Genomic DNA, 14,779 nt, shown 5'->3' with positions numbered 1-14,779 from the left:
GCGGTGGACGTGCCGTCGCTCGGGTCGGGGCCGGCCTGGAGGAACAGCTTTCGTACGACGAGGAGGTACGGCACGCGCAGGGCGGCGCCGTGCTCGGGGGTGACGGTGACCGTACCGGTGATCTCGGCTTCGCCGTCCGGGCGGTCGGCCCGCAGGGTCACTGTCGCCGTCGCGGAGGCGCCCGCCGGGATGCGCAGGGTCTCCGGGCTGATCCTCGCCCGGCCGCTGGCTTTCAGCCGGACCGTGCGGGGCTTGGTGCCGGAGTTGGTGACGGTGAGTTTCTCGCTGCCGCCGACCGTGGGCCGGGGGAGGTCGGCGAGGCCGAAGGAGAGGGTGGCCGGGGTGGTGGTGATGCCGGTGTCGGCGGTGGCGGCGGCAGCGGCGACGTCGAGCCGGCCGGAGCCGACGGTAGTCGTCCCGTAGTCCTTGAGCTGCTTGGCGGAGCCCACCAGTTCGGAGGTGACCCGCGCCGGGGTCTCGCCCGGGTGGAGCTGGCGCAGCAGGGTGGCGGCGCCCGCGACGTGCGGTGCCGCCATGGACGTACCCGACATGCGGTAGTAGCCGGGCGCGTACAGGGACGTGGGGATGGTGGAGCGGATGTCGTAGCCCGGTGCGACGAGGTCCGGCTTCAGGCCCCAGCTCAGGTCGGGACCGCGCGAGGAGAACGAGGCGACCGTGTCGGTGGCGTCCGTGCTGCTGACCGTCACCTCGACCTTGCCCTTCGCCAGGCGGCGGCCGAGCTCGGCGTACTGGGTGGAGTCCATGCCGAGCATGACGATGGTGTCCATGCGCAGCGAGTCGCCGGAGTCCTCGATGGAGGTCCGGGCGGCGAGCGGAACCGTTCCGTCGGGGGAGGGGGTCCGGGGCTGGCCGGGCTGGTCCTGCGGCTGTGCGCCCTGGGCGGCGAACACCGGGCCACCGCCCCCGGACGGCCCGCCGATGAGGGCGACCGCGCCGCGGCGCTCGGCCTCCCGGGCCATCTCGATCTCGGTCATGTACAGGTCATGCGAGGACTGGGCCACCAGCATGTCGATACGGACGGCCTTGCCCTTGACGTCCCCGGCGCGCTCCCAGTCCTCCGCGCTGCCCCGCCCGACATCCACGAGGGTTGCGGTGACCGGCTTGACGGGCGGGTTGGCGGAGACCAGCCCGCGGTACGCCTGGATCTTCTCGCCGCCACGGTAGGCGGCGCTCGGTATGCGCAGTCCGCTGACGGAGGCGCCGACCGCGATGACGCCGTCGGCGGCTGCCGGGGTGCTCACCGTGCCCTTCCGCGGCCCCTCGTTGCCGGCTGAGGCGACGACCACAACGCCCGCCCGGGTGGCGGCGGTTGCCGCCGCGCCGAGGGGATCGGTGCCGTCCCCGTAGCCGCCCAGGCTCATGTTGATGACATCGGCGCGGTGCGGGTTGGCCGGGTCGATCGCGGCCTCGATGCCGGCCACGATGTCGGAGGTGTAGCCCTCGCCCGCGTCGTCCATGACCTTGTACGCCAGGATGCTCGCGCCCGGTGCCACACCGGTCACGCCGCCCTTCTCGGCGGCCCGGCCCGCGATGATGCCGGCGACATGCGTGCCGTGGCCGTTGTCGTCCATCGGATCGGCGTCGCCGTTGGCGAAGTCGTAGCCGCCGACGACCTTGTGGCCCTCGCCGAAACCGCCCCCGAGGTCGGGGTGGCTGTAGTCGACCCCGCTGTCCAGGACGGCGACGGTCACCCCCTTGCCGTCGGCGCTGTTGCCCGCCGGGTCCTTGCGGCGCCACACCTGCGGGGCGTTGATCAGCGGCACGCTCGCGTCGGTGAGCACGCGCATCTTGGTGTCGGGCACCACGGACACCACGCCCGGCAGCTGCTTCAGCGCGGTGACCTCGGAGGCCTTCACCGTCACCGCGACCGCGTTGAGCAGCAGACTGAGCGCCCGCGGCGAACCGGCGTGCACTCCGGCGCCCTTGGCGCGGTCGAGGAACGATTTCTGCCGGCCGGCGACGGCGGCCCGGTCCGTGCCGATCGCCCGGGCGTCGGCGGCGCGCAGCACGCCCTTCCCGGCCGCGGCGGCTGCTCCGGACAGCGTGACGATGACGCGCCGCTCCGGATCCTGGTGGGGGTCCGCGGTGGCGGACTGCGGTACCGCGGACAGCAGTCCGCCGAGTACGGCGACCGCGAGTGCGGCGGTGAGAGATCTTCGAGGGGTCATGCCAGACCAAGTAATCGGAATCCGGTGGTCCAGACAACGATTTGGCCTGGCCCATTGCTGCCCCTGGCACATACGGGCCAGGATCCTGACCATGCCGCAGCTGACCGCGGCCGGGATCGACCCGTTCGACGAGAGCGTCTACCGGGCGATCCTGGTCCGCCACACCGCCGCTCCCGCCGAGCTGGCCGCCGACCTGTTCTGCTCCACCGAGCGGGTGGCCCGCGCCCTGGACCGACTGCGCGAGAACGGCCTGGTGGGCCGGCTCGCCGGAACGCGCCGCCGTTACGCGGCCATTGAGCCCGGCGCGGCCCTGGAGTCCCTGGTCCGCTCCCGTACCGCCGACCTCGACGGCGTACGTGCCGCCGCGGGCGAGCTCTCCCGTCTGTTCACCACGGCCCAGCAGGGCGGCTCCGAACAGGTGGAAGTCATCACCGGCGGCGAGGCGTTGGGCCGCTGGTTCGTACAACTCCAGCAGGAGGCGCGCGAGGAGGTCATCACGCTGGACCGGCCGCCGTACGCCCTCACCACCTCCAACCCCGTCGAGGCGACGGCCCTCACCCGCGGCGTCCGTTACCGCGCCGTATATGCCCCGGAGGCGCTGGAGTGGCCCGGCGTGCTGGGTGACATCCGCGAGCTGGTGACCCATGGCGAGCAGGCCCGCGTCCTGCCCGGCCTGCGGATCAAACTGGCCATCGCGGACCGGCGCCTCGCCCTCATGCCGCTCTCCCTCGACTTCACGAGCGAGGTGCGCGCGGCCGTCATCCGCCCCTCCGCCCTGCTGGACGGACTGATCGACTACTGGGAGCTGTGCTGGCGCACGGCCACCCCGCTGGACGCGCCCGCCGAGGATCCCCTCAGCGAGGAGGACCGCCAGATGCTCACCCTGCTGGTCGGCGGCCTCAAGGACGAGGCGATCGCCCGCCAGCTGGGCTGGTCGGTGCGGACGATGCGGCGCCGGATCAGCCGCCTCCACGAGGAGCTGGGTGCGGCCAACCGTTTCCAGGCGGGGGTGATCGCGGCGCGGCGGGGATGGATATGAGCCGGGCCGGACGGGGGACGCGCGTACACCCTCGGTGATCCGGCGGCCCGGGACCACTGCCCAGGTTTGGCCGCGGACCTTCGCGGTCATACGGCAAGGCAGCCCCGGCCCGCCGTGATCCGCGGTGCCTCCCGGGCTCGTGACCCGCCTCGCGGGTCCCCTCCCCGACGTGAGAAGAAAGCCCGAGCACAGACGTGACCACGCAGACAGAACAACCGTCGGCCGACGTGTCCGAGGCCCCGTTCAAGCGGGTTCTCGGGACACGCCTGCTGTACTTCTTCATCCTGGGCGACGTCCTGGGAGCGGGTGTCTATGTGCTCATCGGTCAGGTGGCGGCGAAGGCCGGCGGGGCGGTGTGGGTCCCGCTGGCCGTGGCCCTCGCCCTCGCGCTGCTGACGGCGGCCTCGTACGCCGAGCTGGCCACGAGATACCCCCGGGCGGGTGGCGCCTCGTACTACGCGACGCTCGCGTACGGTCCGTTCACCGGCTTCTTCACCGGCTTCTGCATGCTGGCAGCCGGCATCGTCTCGGTCGCCGCGCTGGCGCGGGGCTTCGGCGGCACCTATCTCACCGCGTTCGTGCACCTGCCCGTGGCGCTGGTCGCCGTGCTGTTCCTGGCGGCCCTCGCCCTGCTCAACGCGCGGGGCATCAGCGAGTCCACCCGCGCCAACGTGGTCGCCACCCTCATCGAGACCAGCGGTCTGCTGCTCGTCATCGGCCTCGGCGTGTGGCTCGTCGTCTTCCGCGGCGAGGGGGACCCGGGACGGCTGGTGCAGCTCGGCACGCCCGACAGCGGTCCGCTGTCCGCCGCGCTCAGCGGGGCCGTGCTCGCCTACTACTCCTTCGTGGGCTTCGAGACGTCCGTGAACGTCGCGGAGGAGACCCGCGATGCCCGCCGGGCCTATCCGCGAGCACTCTTCGGCGCCCTCGGCACGGCCGGGCTCGTCTACGCCGCCGTCGGCGCGGCGGCCTCCGCCGCCGTGCCCACCGGCGTACTGGCCCGCTCGGACGGCCCGCTCCTGGAAGTCGTCCGTGCGGCCGGCGCCGTGCCCGAGTGGCTCTTCTCGGCCATCGCGCTGGTCGCGGTCGCCAACGGAGCGCTGCTCACCGGCATCATGTGCTCCCGTCTGGCCTTCGGTATGGCGCGGGAAGGACTGCTGCCGGCGTTCCTCACCCGGGTTCTGCCCCGGCGCCGCACCCCGTGGGCCGCCATCGCCGCCACGACGGCGCTGTCCCTGCTGCTCGCGCTCACCGGCGACATCGAGGCCCTGGCCGCGACCCTGGTGCTCCTGCTGCTGGTGGTGTTCTTCACGGTCAACACCGCGGTCCTGGTCCTCCGCCGCCGCGACGACTCGGGCAACCCGGACCACTTCCGGGCCCCGGCCGCGATCCCCGTCCTGGGAGCCCTCTCCTGCGTCCTGCTGGCCACCCGGATCGAGAGCGGGGTGTGGCTGCGCGGTCTGGTCCTGCTGGCGGCGGGCGCAGTCCTCGGCCTCGTCTCCACCGCGCTCTCGCGCCGCACGGCGACGGCGCCGCAGGACGCGGAGACCGGACGGGGTTAGCGCAGACGGGGAAATCGGGGGCGCGGTGACCGCGCCGGCCGCGCCCCGCGCGGGCCGGGCCCCTGCCGATCATGGCAATGAAAAGGTCAAGGGCTTCCCATCGAGGTCAAGATTCGGGCCCGCGCGGAATTCGTCCGAGCTCAGCGGAATAGTCGCCTGGGGAAACAGGTTCGAGTCACACGTACGCAGCCCAGGCGCCGCCGCCGACCTCGTCCCGCCTCCGGAGGCCTCCGTAATGTCCCAGCCGACGACCGACCAGCAGGCCGCACCGCGCGGCATACGCGGTGTCGTCCCCGTACTCGCTTTCGCCGGTATCACCGTCGCGGTGATGCAGACGCTGCTCGTGCCCGTCATCAAGGACCTGCCGGAGCTGCTCAGCACCTCCCCCTCCAACGCCACCTGGGTGATGACCTCGACGCTGCTCGCCGGCGCCGTGGCCACCCCGATCATGGGCCGGCTCGGCGACCTGTACGGCAAGCGCCGCATGCTCCTGACCAGCCTCGCCATCATGGTCTTCGGCTCGCTGATCGCCGGCTTCACCAGCGAACTCATCGTGATGATCGTCGGCCGGGCCCTCCAGGGCTTCGCCATGGGCGCCATCCCGCTCGGCATAGGCCTGATGCGCGACGAGCTGCCCCGCGAGAAGCTCGGCTCGGCGATGGCCCTCATGAGCTCCTCCATCGGCGTCGGCGGCGGACTCGCGCTGCCGCTCGCGGCCCTGGTCGCCCAGCACACGGACTGGCACAGCCTGTTCTTCGGCTCCGCCGGCCTCGGCGTGATCGCCATCGTGCTCACCCTCCTCGTCGTCCCGGAGAGCAAGGTCAAGGCGGAGGGCACCTTCGACGTCCTCGGCGCGCTCGGCCTCTCCGCCGGGCTGATCCTGCTGCTCCTCCCGATCACCAAGGGCAGCGACTGGGGATGGGGCTCGCCCACCACCCTCGGCCTGCTCGGCTCGGCGGTCCTGGTCCTCGTCCTGTGGGGCGTGATGGAACTGCGCGTCAAGGCGCCGCTGGTGAACCTGCGCACCACCGCCCGGCGCGAGGTGCTGCTCACCAACCTCGCCTCCATGATGGTCGGTGTCGCCTTCTACGCCATCTCGCTGGTCCTGCCGCAACTCCTTCAGCTGCCGTCGGCGACCGGCTACGGCCTCGGCCAGTCGATGGTCGTCGCCGGTCTGTGCGTCGCGCCGCTCGGCCTGACGATGATGCTGACCGCTCCGCTCTACGCCCGCCTCTCGGCCAAGTACGGCCCCAAGACCACCCTCATCCTCGGCATGCTGATCATCGCGGTCGGGTACGGGGCCGGGCTCGGCCTGATGGACGCGGCCTGGCAGACCATCATCATCGCGGTCGTCGTCGGCGCGGGCATCGGCCTCGCCTACTCCTCGCTCCCCGCGCTCATCGTCGGCGCGGTCGACCCGTCCGAGACGGGCGCGGCCAACGGTCTCAACACCCTGATGCGCTCGATCGGTACCTCGGTGTCGAGCGCCGTCATCGGCATGGTGCTCGCCAACACCTCGAAGGACTTCGGCCCGGTCGCGCTCCCGACCATGCACGGCTTCCGCGTCTCCTTCCTCATCGCGACGGCCGCGGTCCTCGGCGGCCTGGTGTTCGCCGTCTTCCTGCCCAAGGGCCGTCCCGCCGCCAAGCCCCAGCTGCGGGCGAGCAGCGAGGAGGACGCGGCACTGGAGCGGGCCACCGAAGCGCTGGCCGCCTTCCACGGCCGCGTCATCGGCGCGACCGGGGCGCCCGTCGCCCACGCCAGGGTCACACTGATCGACCGCGACGGCCGCCAGGCGGGCTCCGCCCGCACCGACGAGAGCGGCCGGTACGCGGTGGCGGTGCCCCAGGGCGGCCCCTACGTCCTGGCCGCGACGGCCGCGGGCCACGCACCGCTGACCTCGTCGGCCACCCACCACGACGGCGAAGGCCCGGTAACGGTGGACCTGGCCCTGGCCACGCCCGTCGCGTAACACGAAGGACCTTCCGCCTACGGCTTTCGTCGACCGCGCCGCCACCAGGGCCCGCCACGGGTCCGGGACCCGGCCCGGTCGGCGCGCCCGGAGGCGTTCTCGCCGATCAGCGTGCCGAACGCCGCCCGCGTCCGGGCGGCCTGCCGGCGCACCGTCTCGTCGAGGTTCGGGTCGCGCGTCAACGACTCCAGTTTGGCCTTGGTGTCGCTGCGGCTGGATTTCCGCATGACGGCGAGCTCGTACGGTGTGATCGGCGCGAAGACGAAGTCGCACATCTGCAGCCTCAGGGGGGTGTGCCACTGGTCGAGGGTGTCGAGCCGCCCGGGGTCCGCGGCCATCGCCCGCAGCGCCTCGATGCCCCGCTCGTCGCCCATCCGGCACAGCGTCTCCGCCGCGAGGACGCGCTGCTCGCCGGCGACGGTACGCCCGCTCAGCGCGATCGCCGCCAGCGTGGCGCGGGCGGCCTCCGCCGCCTCGGCGGGGACCCGGGTGCCGAGCGCCACCTGGAGCAATACGAAAGTCCCGCCCTCCGCGCCGCCCCTGACCGCGATCCGCAGATATCGGCGCGTCAGATCGGTGCCGTGTCTTTCGACGAGGTCGAGGACGAATCCCACGTACGACATGTCGGCGCGGGTCAGATAGGGCATCCCGTAGAAGCCGAGCAGGACGCGCAGGTTCACCTTCATCACCGACATGGACCAAGTGGCGCGGGTGAACGGCCAGGTCGGCGGCCTGGTCCAGCGGCTGTCCAGCAGATGCCGCACCTCGAATGCGCGGTCCCACCGGTCCAGCGTGGCGTGCCGGGCCGCGTGGTACTCCATGAACGTGCGGTGCGGGAAGGCGAGTCGCCTGCCTTCGACGGTGAGCAGGCCGGTCGTCAGAAGCATCTCTCTGAGGAACCGGTGCCAGTCCGACGCGGCCAGCTGCGACGGGGGACGGCCGCGCGGATGACCGGCGAGGATGCCGGTGATGCCGGCCTCTGTGCCGTGGAGCAGCCGGAAGGCGAGGTGCCCCACGATGTCCGGCAGTTCGTCGCGTACCGCCGAGGCCGCGCGGACCACAGCGTCCCGGTCGGGCACGTGCTGGAACGGCCGGGCCAGCGCCTCGATCGCCCGTTGGTGTGTCTCGCGGACGTCCTTGTGGGTGTTGCGGTCGTAGATCCGTTCCACGAACTCCCGGTAGACGGCGGTGCGTCCTTCCGGCAGCGGCTTGTCGGGGTCTCGCACGTGCAGGTGGCACAGGAGCGCCGCCATCAGCGGGGTGCGGGCCAGTTCGGCCAGACCCGCCTGGTCCAGCAGCGTCATGAAGCGCTCCACGTGCTGCTGCGGGTCCTCCAGAGCGGTGAAGCGGGTGCGCGCGTAGCCGCGCAGGTCTTCGGTGGTGAACGGCAGCAACTCGAAGCGGTCCGTCGGCGCGGTCGCCGTGTCGAGTTCCTTCGGTGGCAGCGGCCGGGTGGTGACGAGGAAGCGGTACAGGCCCTCCTGCGCCGCCGCGGCCAGGGTACGCAGCAGCGCCGCCCGGGCGGTCTCCGGGATCTCGTCGAGGCCGTCGACGAGGACCAGCCAGTCGGCCTTGGGGTGGGGTCGCCTGCGGAAGAAGTCCGCGTCGAGGGTGCCCGGCGCCAGCTGACCGGCGAGGGCGTCGGCGGCGGCTGCCGCCAGGACGTGGGCGAAGGGCCCCCGGACGGCCAGTTTCACCGCTTGCACCAGCACGGGAAAGGACTGGCCGGCCCGCCGGTTGGCGCGGTCGGCGAGCAGCGCGGCCGTCCTGGCCACCTGGACGCGCAGCAGAGTGGACTTCCCGCCCCCGGGGCCCGCGACGAGCAGGCCGATACCGCCCGGCGCGACGAACACGTCGTCGGCCGGCCGTGGCTCCCCGGGCCTCGTACGGCCCGGTGCCGCAGCCGCCACCGTGGTGCGCGCACTGCGGAGCGGAACGTGATGACACCGGATGTCTCATGGCCGGGGATGATTCCGGGCGGAGGAACGGGTTCCGCCCGGGTTCACACGCATGTGACGTCACGGCGGGGGCGGGCGGGGTCGAAAACGGCGCGCGTGCAGCCGTTGGGGAAGTGAAACGCGATCTCATTGGTACGGAAGGGGAATGACGGGCGGGAGCGCGGGCACAAGGCTGTTGCCTGTACACCCCATATAACCGCGACGAGGAGGCATCCCTCATGCTCATGGCGCACCCGGCCGTCCTGAACAACCTGGTCGAGCAGTACCTGACGCTGCGCGCCCTGCACGCCGACAACGGTACGGAGGCCGCGCGCCAGCGGATGAACGACGTCGCCTACACCCTGTGTATCGCGACCGGCACCCGCGACATCGACGCCGCCCTCATCGCCGCCCGCCACCAGCTCCCCGGCGCCCGCCCGACAGACGACTCCCTTCTCGCCGCCTGACCTTGCCCGGGCACCCCGGACACAGCCGGGCCCCGGCGCTCAGTGGCCGCCGCGCGGTTCGAAGCAGCCGGTCTCCATATACAGACCGTTCACGGAGACCTGGTAGTTGGTCGGCTGCGTGAACGCGGTGACGCAGGCGTCCTCGCGGATCCGCAGGGCGATCTGGGCGCCTGCGGGCGTGACGTAGTGGTCGGTCTCGAAGCGCGGGTCCATCCGCCGCACAGTGAGCTTCCCGAGCTTCTGCTCCCCGTTGGGCCCCGCGCTTCGATAGCCGAGTTCGAGCAGCGCCGCGCGCACCCGCTCGGGATCCCACACTTTGGCTGTCCAGAGCCGTTTCAGCACGGGCTCGATGCGGGCGGCCTCCGCGCGGGCGGCCTTCTCGCCGGCCGGTGACATCTCCTGGGAGAACTTGAAGCCGTTGTTCTCGCGGTAGTGCGGGGCCCCGTCGTGGGAGTCGGGCTCCACGTTGCCGCGCGCCGGGCCGACCGGCGAACGCGACGGGGAGGCCGCGCGGGTGGCGGCGGACCCCGTTGCTCCGGCGTGCTCCTCACCGCAGCCGGTCCGGGTCAGAGTCAGTGGCGTGCTCAGCAAGAGGGCCGTGACCACGAGCCTGGATCTCGATATCCGCATGAGGAAAACTCTGCCACGGGCACCCGGGCACTCAGCCCCTCGGGCACCCGGCGACCAGCCCGACCCGGGCTTCCGCCCGTCAGGAGACCGTGGCGGGCGGTGGCGTCCAACGGTGGCTGCGGGGTGCCTCGCTGGAGACGTCGAACTCCTTCTTCAACGTGTCGGGGATGGCGTAGTGCATGACGCGTCCCCGGGTGAGGGAGGACAGCTCCAGGATGGACGTGAGGTGGCCGAGGCGGTCCAGGCCCCAGGCGCCGAGCGGGGAGCGGTCCTCGATGGTCTCCAGGACGCCGAGGAGATGCGGAACGGCCTTCACGACGGTGTCCCATCGAGTGCGGGGCACCTCAAGCCAGTCCGCGCAGGTGTCGCCGATGAGGTGGCGGATGAGGACGGAGACGATGGGGTCGAAGAACGTGCCGGGCACGACCTCCTCGTAGAGGTCGATGAGCTGGCGGGTCAGGAGGGTGCCCTCCGGTGAGGGTCCCATGTGCCGGAGCATGTACAGGTCGAGGAACTGGCGGGCCTCTTCGAGGGTCTTGGGGACGGCGTCCTGGTCGACGCCGAGCATGGCGCCGACGACGCGCCATGCGTAGTAGTACGCGTCCGCGCCCCGCGTAGACATGTGGATGCCGAGCCGGTGCAGGCTGTCCAGTACGAGCAGGGAGAAGAACAACTGCCCGCCGATCATGTCCTCCTGGCAGATCGGCGTTCCCTGGGTCTCGGTGTCCCAGAGGTTCTCGCGTTCCAGGTGGTGGCGGATGGAGGCGTGCAGCAGGCGGACCTTCTGGGCGGCCGGGATGAAGCGGCTGCCGGCCTCGAAGGCGTCGGGCTGCATCAGGTAGACGGTGAACTGCCCTGTCTCCGCCATCCGCTTGGACGGGTACTTCAGCCCGTGCGTGGCCGACAGCAGCTTCGCCACGCGCGGGACGAGGTAGCAGGCGGGCATGGCGGCGAAGGACAGCGCGGTGGAGATGTGCACGTTGTTGTCGATGAAGAAGAGGCGGGCCTGCTCCATCTCCCCCCAGTCGACCCACGTGGGCGCCGTTCGGGTGGCATCCAAATACTCGCGCGCGACATCGGGCAGCCCCTCGGGGAGAGGAGCGCCGACGCTGGAGACGTAGCGCATCAGGGTGTTGAACTTGCCCACCTCGCCGCGCTCGAAGAGCGTCGCGACGGTGGCGTCGGCGAGCTCGTCACCCGCCTGACGGAGGGCGGACATGGATGCCTCGGTATAGATCATGGCGGGGTTCCTTCTTCCACAGGGGGCGTCGACGACGGACGGGGAGGGGGCGGCTTCAGCAAGTGCGCTGAGATGAACAGGCGTCGGTTGGTCTGCCCAGGCGCCCAGGCCGATTCGTTCAGGACAGTCGGACCGCCGCCGAATGTGCCAGCGCGGTCAGCGCGTTGACGGCTTGGGCCGGTACGTCGAGCTCGTGCAGTGCGTCGAGCGCCTCCTCCACGCGGGCCCCGATCATGTTCTCGATCTGCTCCGGTGCTCCCAGCCGGTGCATGACCTCACGGACCGCGTCCAGACCCTGGCCGTCCAGGTCGTCCCGGCCCAACAGCGCCCGCAGCAGGTCCCGTTCGGTGTCGTCGGCGAGGCGCCAGGTCTCGGCCAGAAGAGCCGTGGGCCGTTGGCCGCGCACGTCGTCGGCGTTGGCCTTGCCGGTCCGTTCCGGGTCCCCGAACAGGCCGAGCAGATCGTCCCGCAGCTGGAAGGCCTCGCCCAGGGGCAGCCCGTACGTGGAGTAGCCCTCGCGCAACCTGGTGCCCGCCCCGGCGAGGGCGCCGCCGATCAACAGGGGCTGCTCGACGGTGTACTTGGCGGTCTTGTAGCGGATCACCTTCAGGGACACCGTGGTGTCGGGCCGGTCTCCGGTACGCAGCAACTCCAGGCATTCGCCCGCGATCAGTTCCCGGGCCATCACCGACCACAGCGGGCGGGCCCGGGCGAGATACGCGCCCGGCAGGCCGCAGGTGGCGAACAGCTGTCCGGCCAGGGACATCAGCAGGTCTCCGACCAGCATGGCCAGCGACCGCGCGGTGGCATCCACGTCCGCATCCGCATCCGCGTCCCTGTCCGTGTCCGGGCGCAGCGCCACGGCACCGCGTAAGGCCGTGTGCGCCGTGGGACGCCCGTGCCGCAGCGGGCTGTCGTCGATGAGATCGTCGTGCACGACCGCGGCGGCGTGCACCAGCTCCATGGAGGCCGCCGCCCGTACCAGCGCGTCGCTGTCCGGCTGCCCCACCGCACGCCACCCCCAGTAACAGAATGCCGCCCGCAGCCGTTTGCCCTCCGCGACCGCGGCCTCCAACTGCCGGGCGACCGGCGCGAGAGTCGGATCGATGGCGGTGAACTCATCGGCCTCCCGCGCGACGAACTCATGCAATACCTCGTCGACGCGGGCCTTGAACGTCGCCGGACCCCACTGGTCAGAGGCCATCGACGCTCTTCCGGGCCAGGACGTGACGGGCGAGGACCTCCAGATAGGCGGGCGGCACGGACGCGTACCGGTCCAGGACCAGACGTCCACGTGCGACGAGGTCGTGCTCGGCCTCCGCCGCCACCTCCGCGGCGTCCGAGCGGCGCAACAGCCCCCGGACCGTCCCCAGGGCGGTACCGAGGGTGCTCACCGCCAGATCCGCCAGCCCGGCCGCCAGCAGCACCGCCCGGCCGTCCAGGCCTTCGCGTCGTTCCGCTCCATGCGTCATTCCGTGTCTCCAGCCAGTCCGCGGCATATTCGGACGGCATGGGTCATCTGCCGTCCTCCCGAGCATCGCGGCGCCCGGGGCGAGAGAGCGGCGGAATTCACTATCGAGTGAGCGCATCGGTCGGCAGTACGGGTCGCTCCAGCTTCCGTCGACCGCCCTCGGGCCGCTGGTGCGACGCGGCAGGGGCCGGTGGTTCGCCTGCGGCTGGAGGAGCGTCATATACTCGGATCCGAGTAATCGCCACCTCATAGCTCACGACATCGACGTACTGGAGCTCCATGAGCACCCGTCACCACCCCGGCCCAGGACAGAAGTCACCGAAACGCCCCGCGAACACGCTCGCCCTCGCCGTACTCGGGCTGCTTCTGGAGCAGCCGATGCACCCCCACGCCATGGCCCGCGCGCTCCGCGAGCGCGGCATGGAGCGCGCGTTCAAGCTGACGACCGGATCGCTGTACGACACCGTCCGCGCGCTCACCCGGGACGGGTGGATCGAGGCGGACGGCACCGAGCAGGTCGGCAACCGCCCGGCCCGTACCGTCTACCGCCACACCCCCGCCGGGCGGGACGGCTTCACCGACTGGCTGGACGAGCTGATCCGAGAGCCCTCGCCCGAGTACCCGCGGTTCCTCTCCGCCGTCGGGTACCTCGGCGCGCTGGGCCGCGTCCGCGCCGCCGGGGCGCTACGCGCGCGGGCCGCCGCGCTGCGGGAGCGGATCGCGGAGGGCGCCGAGGCCTACCGCGTGGCCCGCGAGGAGCACCACGCGCCGCGCCTGTTCGTCATCGAGGCCGAGTACGCCGCCGCCATGGCACATGCCGAGCTGGCCTGGGTCGAGCACACCGCCGACGAGATCGAGCGCGGGACGCTGACGTGGCCGGAGGGGACGGACGATGAATGACACCGTATCGAGGGACGGGATCGAGGCCCGGGGGGAGTTCGTCGACGTCCTGATAGCCGGCGCGGGGCCCGCAGGACTGACGCTCGGCGCGGAGTTGGGACGCGCCGGGGTCCGGGCCCTGGTCCTGGAACGGGAGCCCGAACCGCCCGGGTTCTGCCGGGGGTTCAACCTCAACGCCCGGAGCCTGGAGCTGTTCGACCGCCGGGGCCTCGCCGCCCGCTTCCTCGCCGAGGGACCGACCGTGTCCACGACCGCGTTCGTCGGTGCTTCCCGCCTCGACCTCGCCGCCATGCGCACGAAACACCCCTACGTCCTCGGCATCCCCCAGACACGCGTGGAGGAACTGCTCGCCGAGTGGGCGGTGGAATCAGGAGCCCGCGTCATGCGCGGGCGACGCCTCACCGGGCTGCGGCAGGACCGAGACGGCGTAACGGTCGAAGTGGACGGCGTGGACGGCCCGTCCATCGTGCGCTGCCGCTGGCTGGTCGGCTGTGACGGGGGCCGCAGCACGGTACGGAAGGCGGCCGGGATCGCTTTCCCCGGAACGCCCGCACGGAAGTTTTCCCTGCTCGGTGACGTGGTGCTCGCCGACCCGTCGGCCGTCTCGTTCGGCCCCAACGCCGGGCCCGACGGCCGCTCGGTGTTCGCGATCCCGCGCCCCGGTTACGTACGTCTGATCACCGCCGACCCGGCACCGCCCGGGGACCCGCACGAGACGGTACGGCTCGAAGCCTTCCAGCGGACGATCGACGCCGCGTTGGGCCACCGCGCCGAGATCACCGAGGCGCTGTGGCTGACCCGCTTCGGGGACGCGGCACGGCTCGCCGAACGCCTCAGAGCGGGCCGGGTACTCCTCGCCGGGGACGCCGCGCACATCCACCCCCCGGCCGGCGCCATCGGCGTCAACGCGGCGATCGACGACGCCGTCAACCTGGGCTGGAAGCTCGCCCTGGTGGCGCGCGGACAGGCGCCGGACACCCTGCTCGACACCTACCACGAAGAACGCCACGCGGCCGGTGAGCGGCTGCTCCGTACCACCCGCGCGCAGGCGGTGCTCGCCGGGACGGACGGAGACGACAACCCTCTGGCGCCCGTTCGGGATCTGCTCCGCGAGCTGGCCGAGTCCCAGGACACGGCTGGGCCGTTGGCCGAAACGATCACCGGCGTCGGCACGCGTTACCCCGCCTCCGGAGACCCCGGCCACCCCTGGGCAGGACGGATGGTGCCGGACATCGCGCTGGGCCGGCACGGGGAGGACACCCTCACGGCGCTGCTGGCCCGAACAGCCGGGGGTGCCCTGCTGCTCACCGGCGCCGCAGACACGCACGCCCCCCTGTCCACCGCCGCCCGTCCCTGGGCGGACCGGGTCACC

12 protein-coding genes are annotated in these 14,779 nt (G+C 72.0%); 6 read left to right on the top strand and 6 right to left on the bottom strand.

The features are described from left to right. Positions 1 to 2,189, bottom strand: a 2,189-nt coding sequence (locus tag ACJA3G_RS13420; protein ID WP_406553177.1) for a S8 family serine peptidase, incomplete at its 3' end; no start/stop codon positions are given. 91 nt (positions 2,190 to 2,280) lie between these two features. Here ACJA3G_RS13420 and ACJA3G_RS13415 point away from each other — a divergent pair. From ACJA3G_RS13415 to ACJA3G_RS13405, 3 genes are all read left to right on the top strand, one after another. Next, complete coding sequence (locus tag ACJA3G_RS13415) at positions 2,281 to 3,228, top strand: helix-turn-helix domain-containing protein (protein ID WP_406553176.1); 948 nt, start codon at positions 2,281 to 2,283, stop codon at positions 3,226 to 3,228. A gap of 194 nt (positions 3,229 to 3,422) precedes the next feature. After that, positions 3,423 to 4,790, top strand: a complete 1,368-nt coding sequence (locus ACJA3G_RS13410; RefSeq protein ID WP_406553175.1) for an APC family permease — start codon at positions 3,423 to 3,425, stop codon at positions 4,788 to 4,790. Between the two features lie 235 nt (positions 4,791 to 5,025). Continuing rightward, on the top strand, positions 5,026 to 6,762 hold the full coding sequence (locus ACJA3G_RS13405; protein WP_406553174.1) for an MFS transporter: 1,737 nt from the start codon (positions 5,026 to 5,028) through the stop codon (positions 6,760 to 6,762). Between the two features lie 17 nt (positions 6,763 to 6,779). Here the strand turns inward: ACJA3G_RS13405 and ACJA3G_RS13400 are convergent, their stop codons facing one another. Beyond that, entirely contained in the window at positions 6,780 to 8,615 is a 1,836-nt protein-coding gene (locus ACJA3G_RS13400) for an NACHT domain-containing protein (RefSeq protein ID WP_406553173.1), read from the bottom strand. 323 nt (positions 8,616 to 8,938) lie between these two features. Here ACJA3G_RS13400 and ACJA3G_RS13395 point away from each other — a divergent pair, with 323 nt between their 5' ends. Continuing rightward, on the top strand, positions 8,939 to 9,166 hold the full coding sequence (locus tag ACJA3G_RS13395) for a DUF5133 domain-containing protein (RefSeq protein ID WP_406553172.1): 228 nt from the start codon (positions 8,939 to 8,941) through the stop codon (positions 9,164 to 9,166). 39 nt (positions 9,167 to 9,205) lie between these two features. On the opposite strand, the gene ACJA3G_RS13390 is transcribed toward ACJA3G_RS13395, so the two are convergent. From ACJA3G_RS13390 to ACJA3G_RS13375, 4 genes are all read right to left on the bottom strand, one after another. After that, a complete protein-coding gene (locus tag ACJA3G_RS13390) occupies positions 9,206 to 9,796 on the bottom strand; it encodes a hypothetical protein (protein WP_406553171.1) in 591 nt (196 codons plus the stop codon). Positions 9,797 to 9,875: 79 nt separating this feature from the next. Continuing rightward, positions 9,876 to 11,036, bottom strand: coding sequence for an oxygenase MpaB family protein (locus ACJA3G_RS13385; RefSeq protein WP_406553170.1), 1,161 nt, complete (start codon positions 11,034 to 11,036; stop codon positions 9,876 to 9,878). A 118-nt stretch (positions 11,037 to 11,154) separates the two neighbouring features. Beyond that, a complete protein-coding gene (locus ACJA3G_RS13380; protein ID WP_406553169.1) occupies positions 11,155 to 12,240 on the bottom strand; it encodes a polyprenyl synthetase family protein in 1,086 nt (361 codons plus the stop codon). Beyond that, the gene (locus ACJA3G_RS13375; RefSeq protein WP_406553168.1) at positions 12,230 to 12,508 is read right to left on the bottom strand and encodes a polyprenyl synthetase; all 279 of its coding nucleotides are present in this window, start codon (positions 12,506 to 12,508) and stop codon (positions 12,230 to 12,232) included. The genes ACJA3G_RS13380 and ACJA3G_RS13375 overlap by 11 nt, the downstream gene beginning before the upstream one ends. A 278-nt stretch (positions 12,509 to 12,786) precedes the next feature. On the opposite strand from ACJA3G_RS13375, the gene ACJA3G_RS13370 reads away from it, so the two are divergent. Continuing rightward, a complete protein-coding gene (locus ACJA3G_RS13370; RefSeq protein WP_406553167.1) occupies positions 12,787 to 13,407 on the top strand; it encodes a PadR family transcriptional regulator in 621 nt (206 codons plus the stop codon). Beyond that, a partial coding sequence (locus ACJA3G_RS13365) for an FAD-dependent monooxygenase (protein ID WP_406553166.1) occupies positions 13,400 to 14,779 on the top strand: 1,380 nt, incomplete at its 3' end. The genes ACJA3G_RS13370 and ACJA3G_RS13365, both read left to right, overlap by 8 nt.

Origin of the sequence: Streptomyces sp. YS-3, assembly GCF_045257485.1 — a bacterium.
In the GTDB taxonomy this organism is placed as follows: domain Bacteria; phylum Actinomycetota; class Actinomycetes; order Streptomycetales; family Streptomycetaceae; genus Streptomyces.
This window is presented reverse-complemented; position numbering and strand designations above follow the sequence as displayed.

Excerpts from the sequence above, each read along its gene's own strand:
- ACJA3G_RS13395 (WP_406553172.1), top strand. The coding sequence starts at position 8,939 with ATGCTCATGGCGCACCCGGCCGTCCTGAACAACCTGGTCGAGCAGTAC.
- ACJA3G_RS13370 (WP_406553167.1), top strand. The coding sequence starts at position 12,787 with ATGAGCACCCGTCACCACCCCGGCCCAGGACAGAAGTCACCGAAACGC.
- ACJA3G_RS13390 (WP_406553171.1), bottom strand. The coding sequence starts at position 9,796 with ATGCGGATATCGAGATCCAGGCTCGTGGTCACGGCCCTCTTGCTGAGC.
- ACJA3G_RS13375 (WP_406553168.1), bottom strand. The coding sequence starts at position 12,508 with ATGACGCATGGAGCGGAACGACGCGAAGGCCTGGACGGCCGGGCGGTG.
- ACJA3G_RS13385 (WP_406553170.1), bottom strand. The coding sequence starts at position 11,036 with ATGATCTATACCGAGGCATCCATGTCCGCCCTCCGTCAGGCGGGTGAC.
- ACJA3G_RS13380 (WP_406553169.1), bottom strand. The coding sequence starts at position 12,240 with ATGGCCTCTGACCAGTGGGGTCCGGCGACGTTCAAGGCCCGCGTCGAC.
- ACJA3G_RS13415 (WP_406553176.1), top strand. The coding sequence starts at position 2,281 with ATGCCGCAGCTGACCGCGGCCGGGATCGACCCGTTCGACGAGAGCGTC.
- ACJA3G_RS13405 (WP_406553174.1), top strand. The coding sequence starts at position 5,026 with ATGTCCCAGCCGACGACCGACCAGCAGGCCGCACCGCGCGGCATACGC.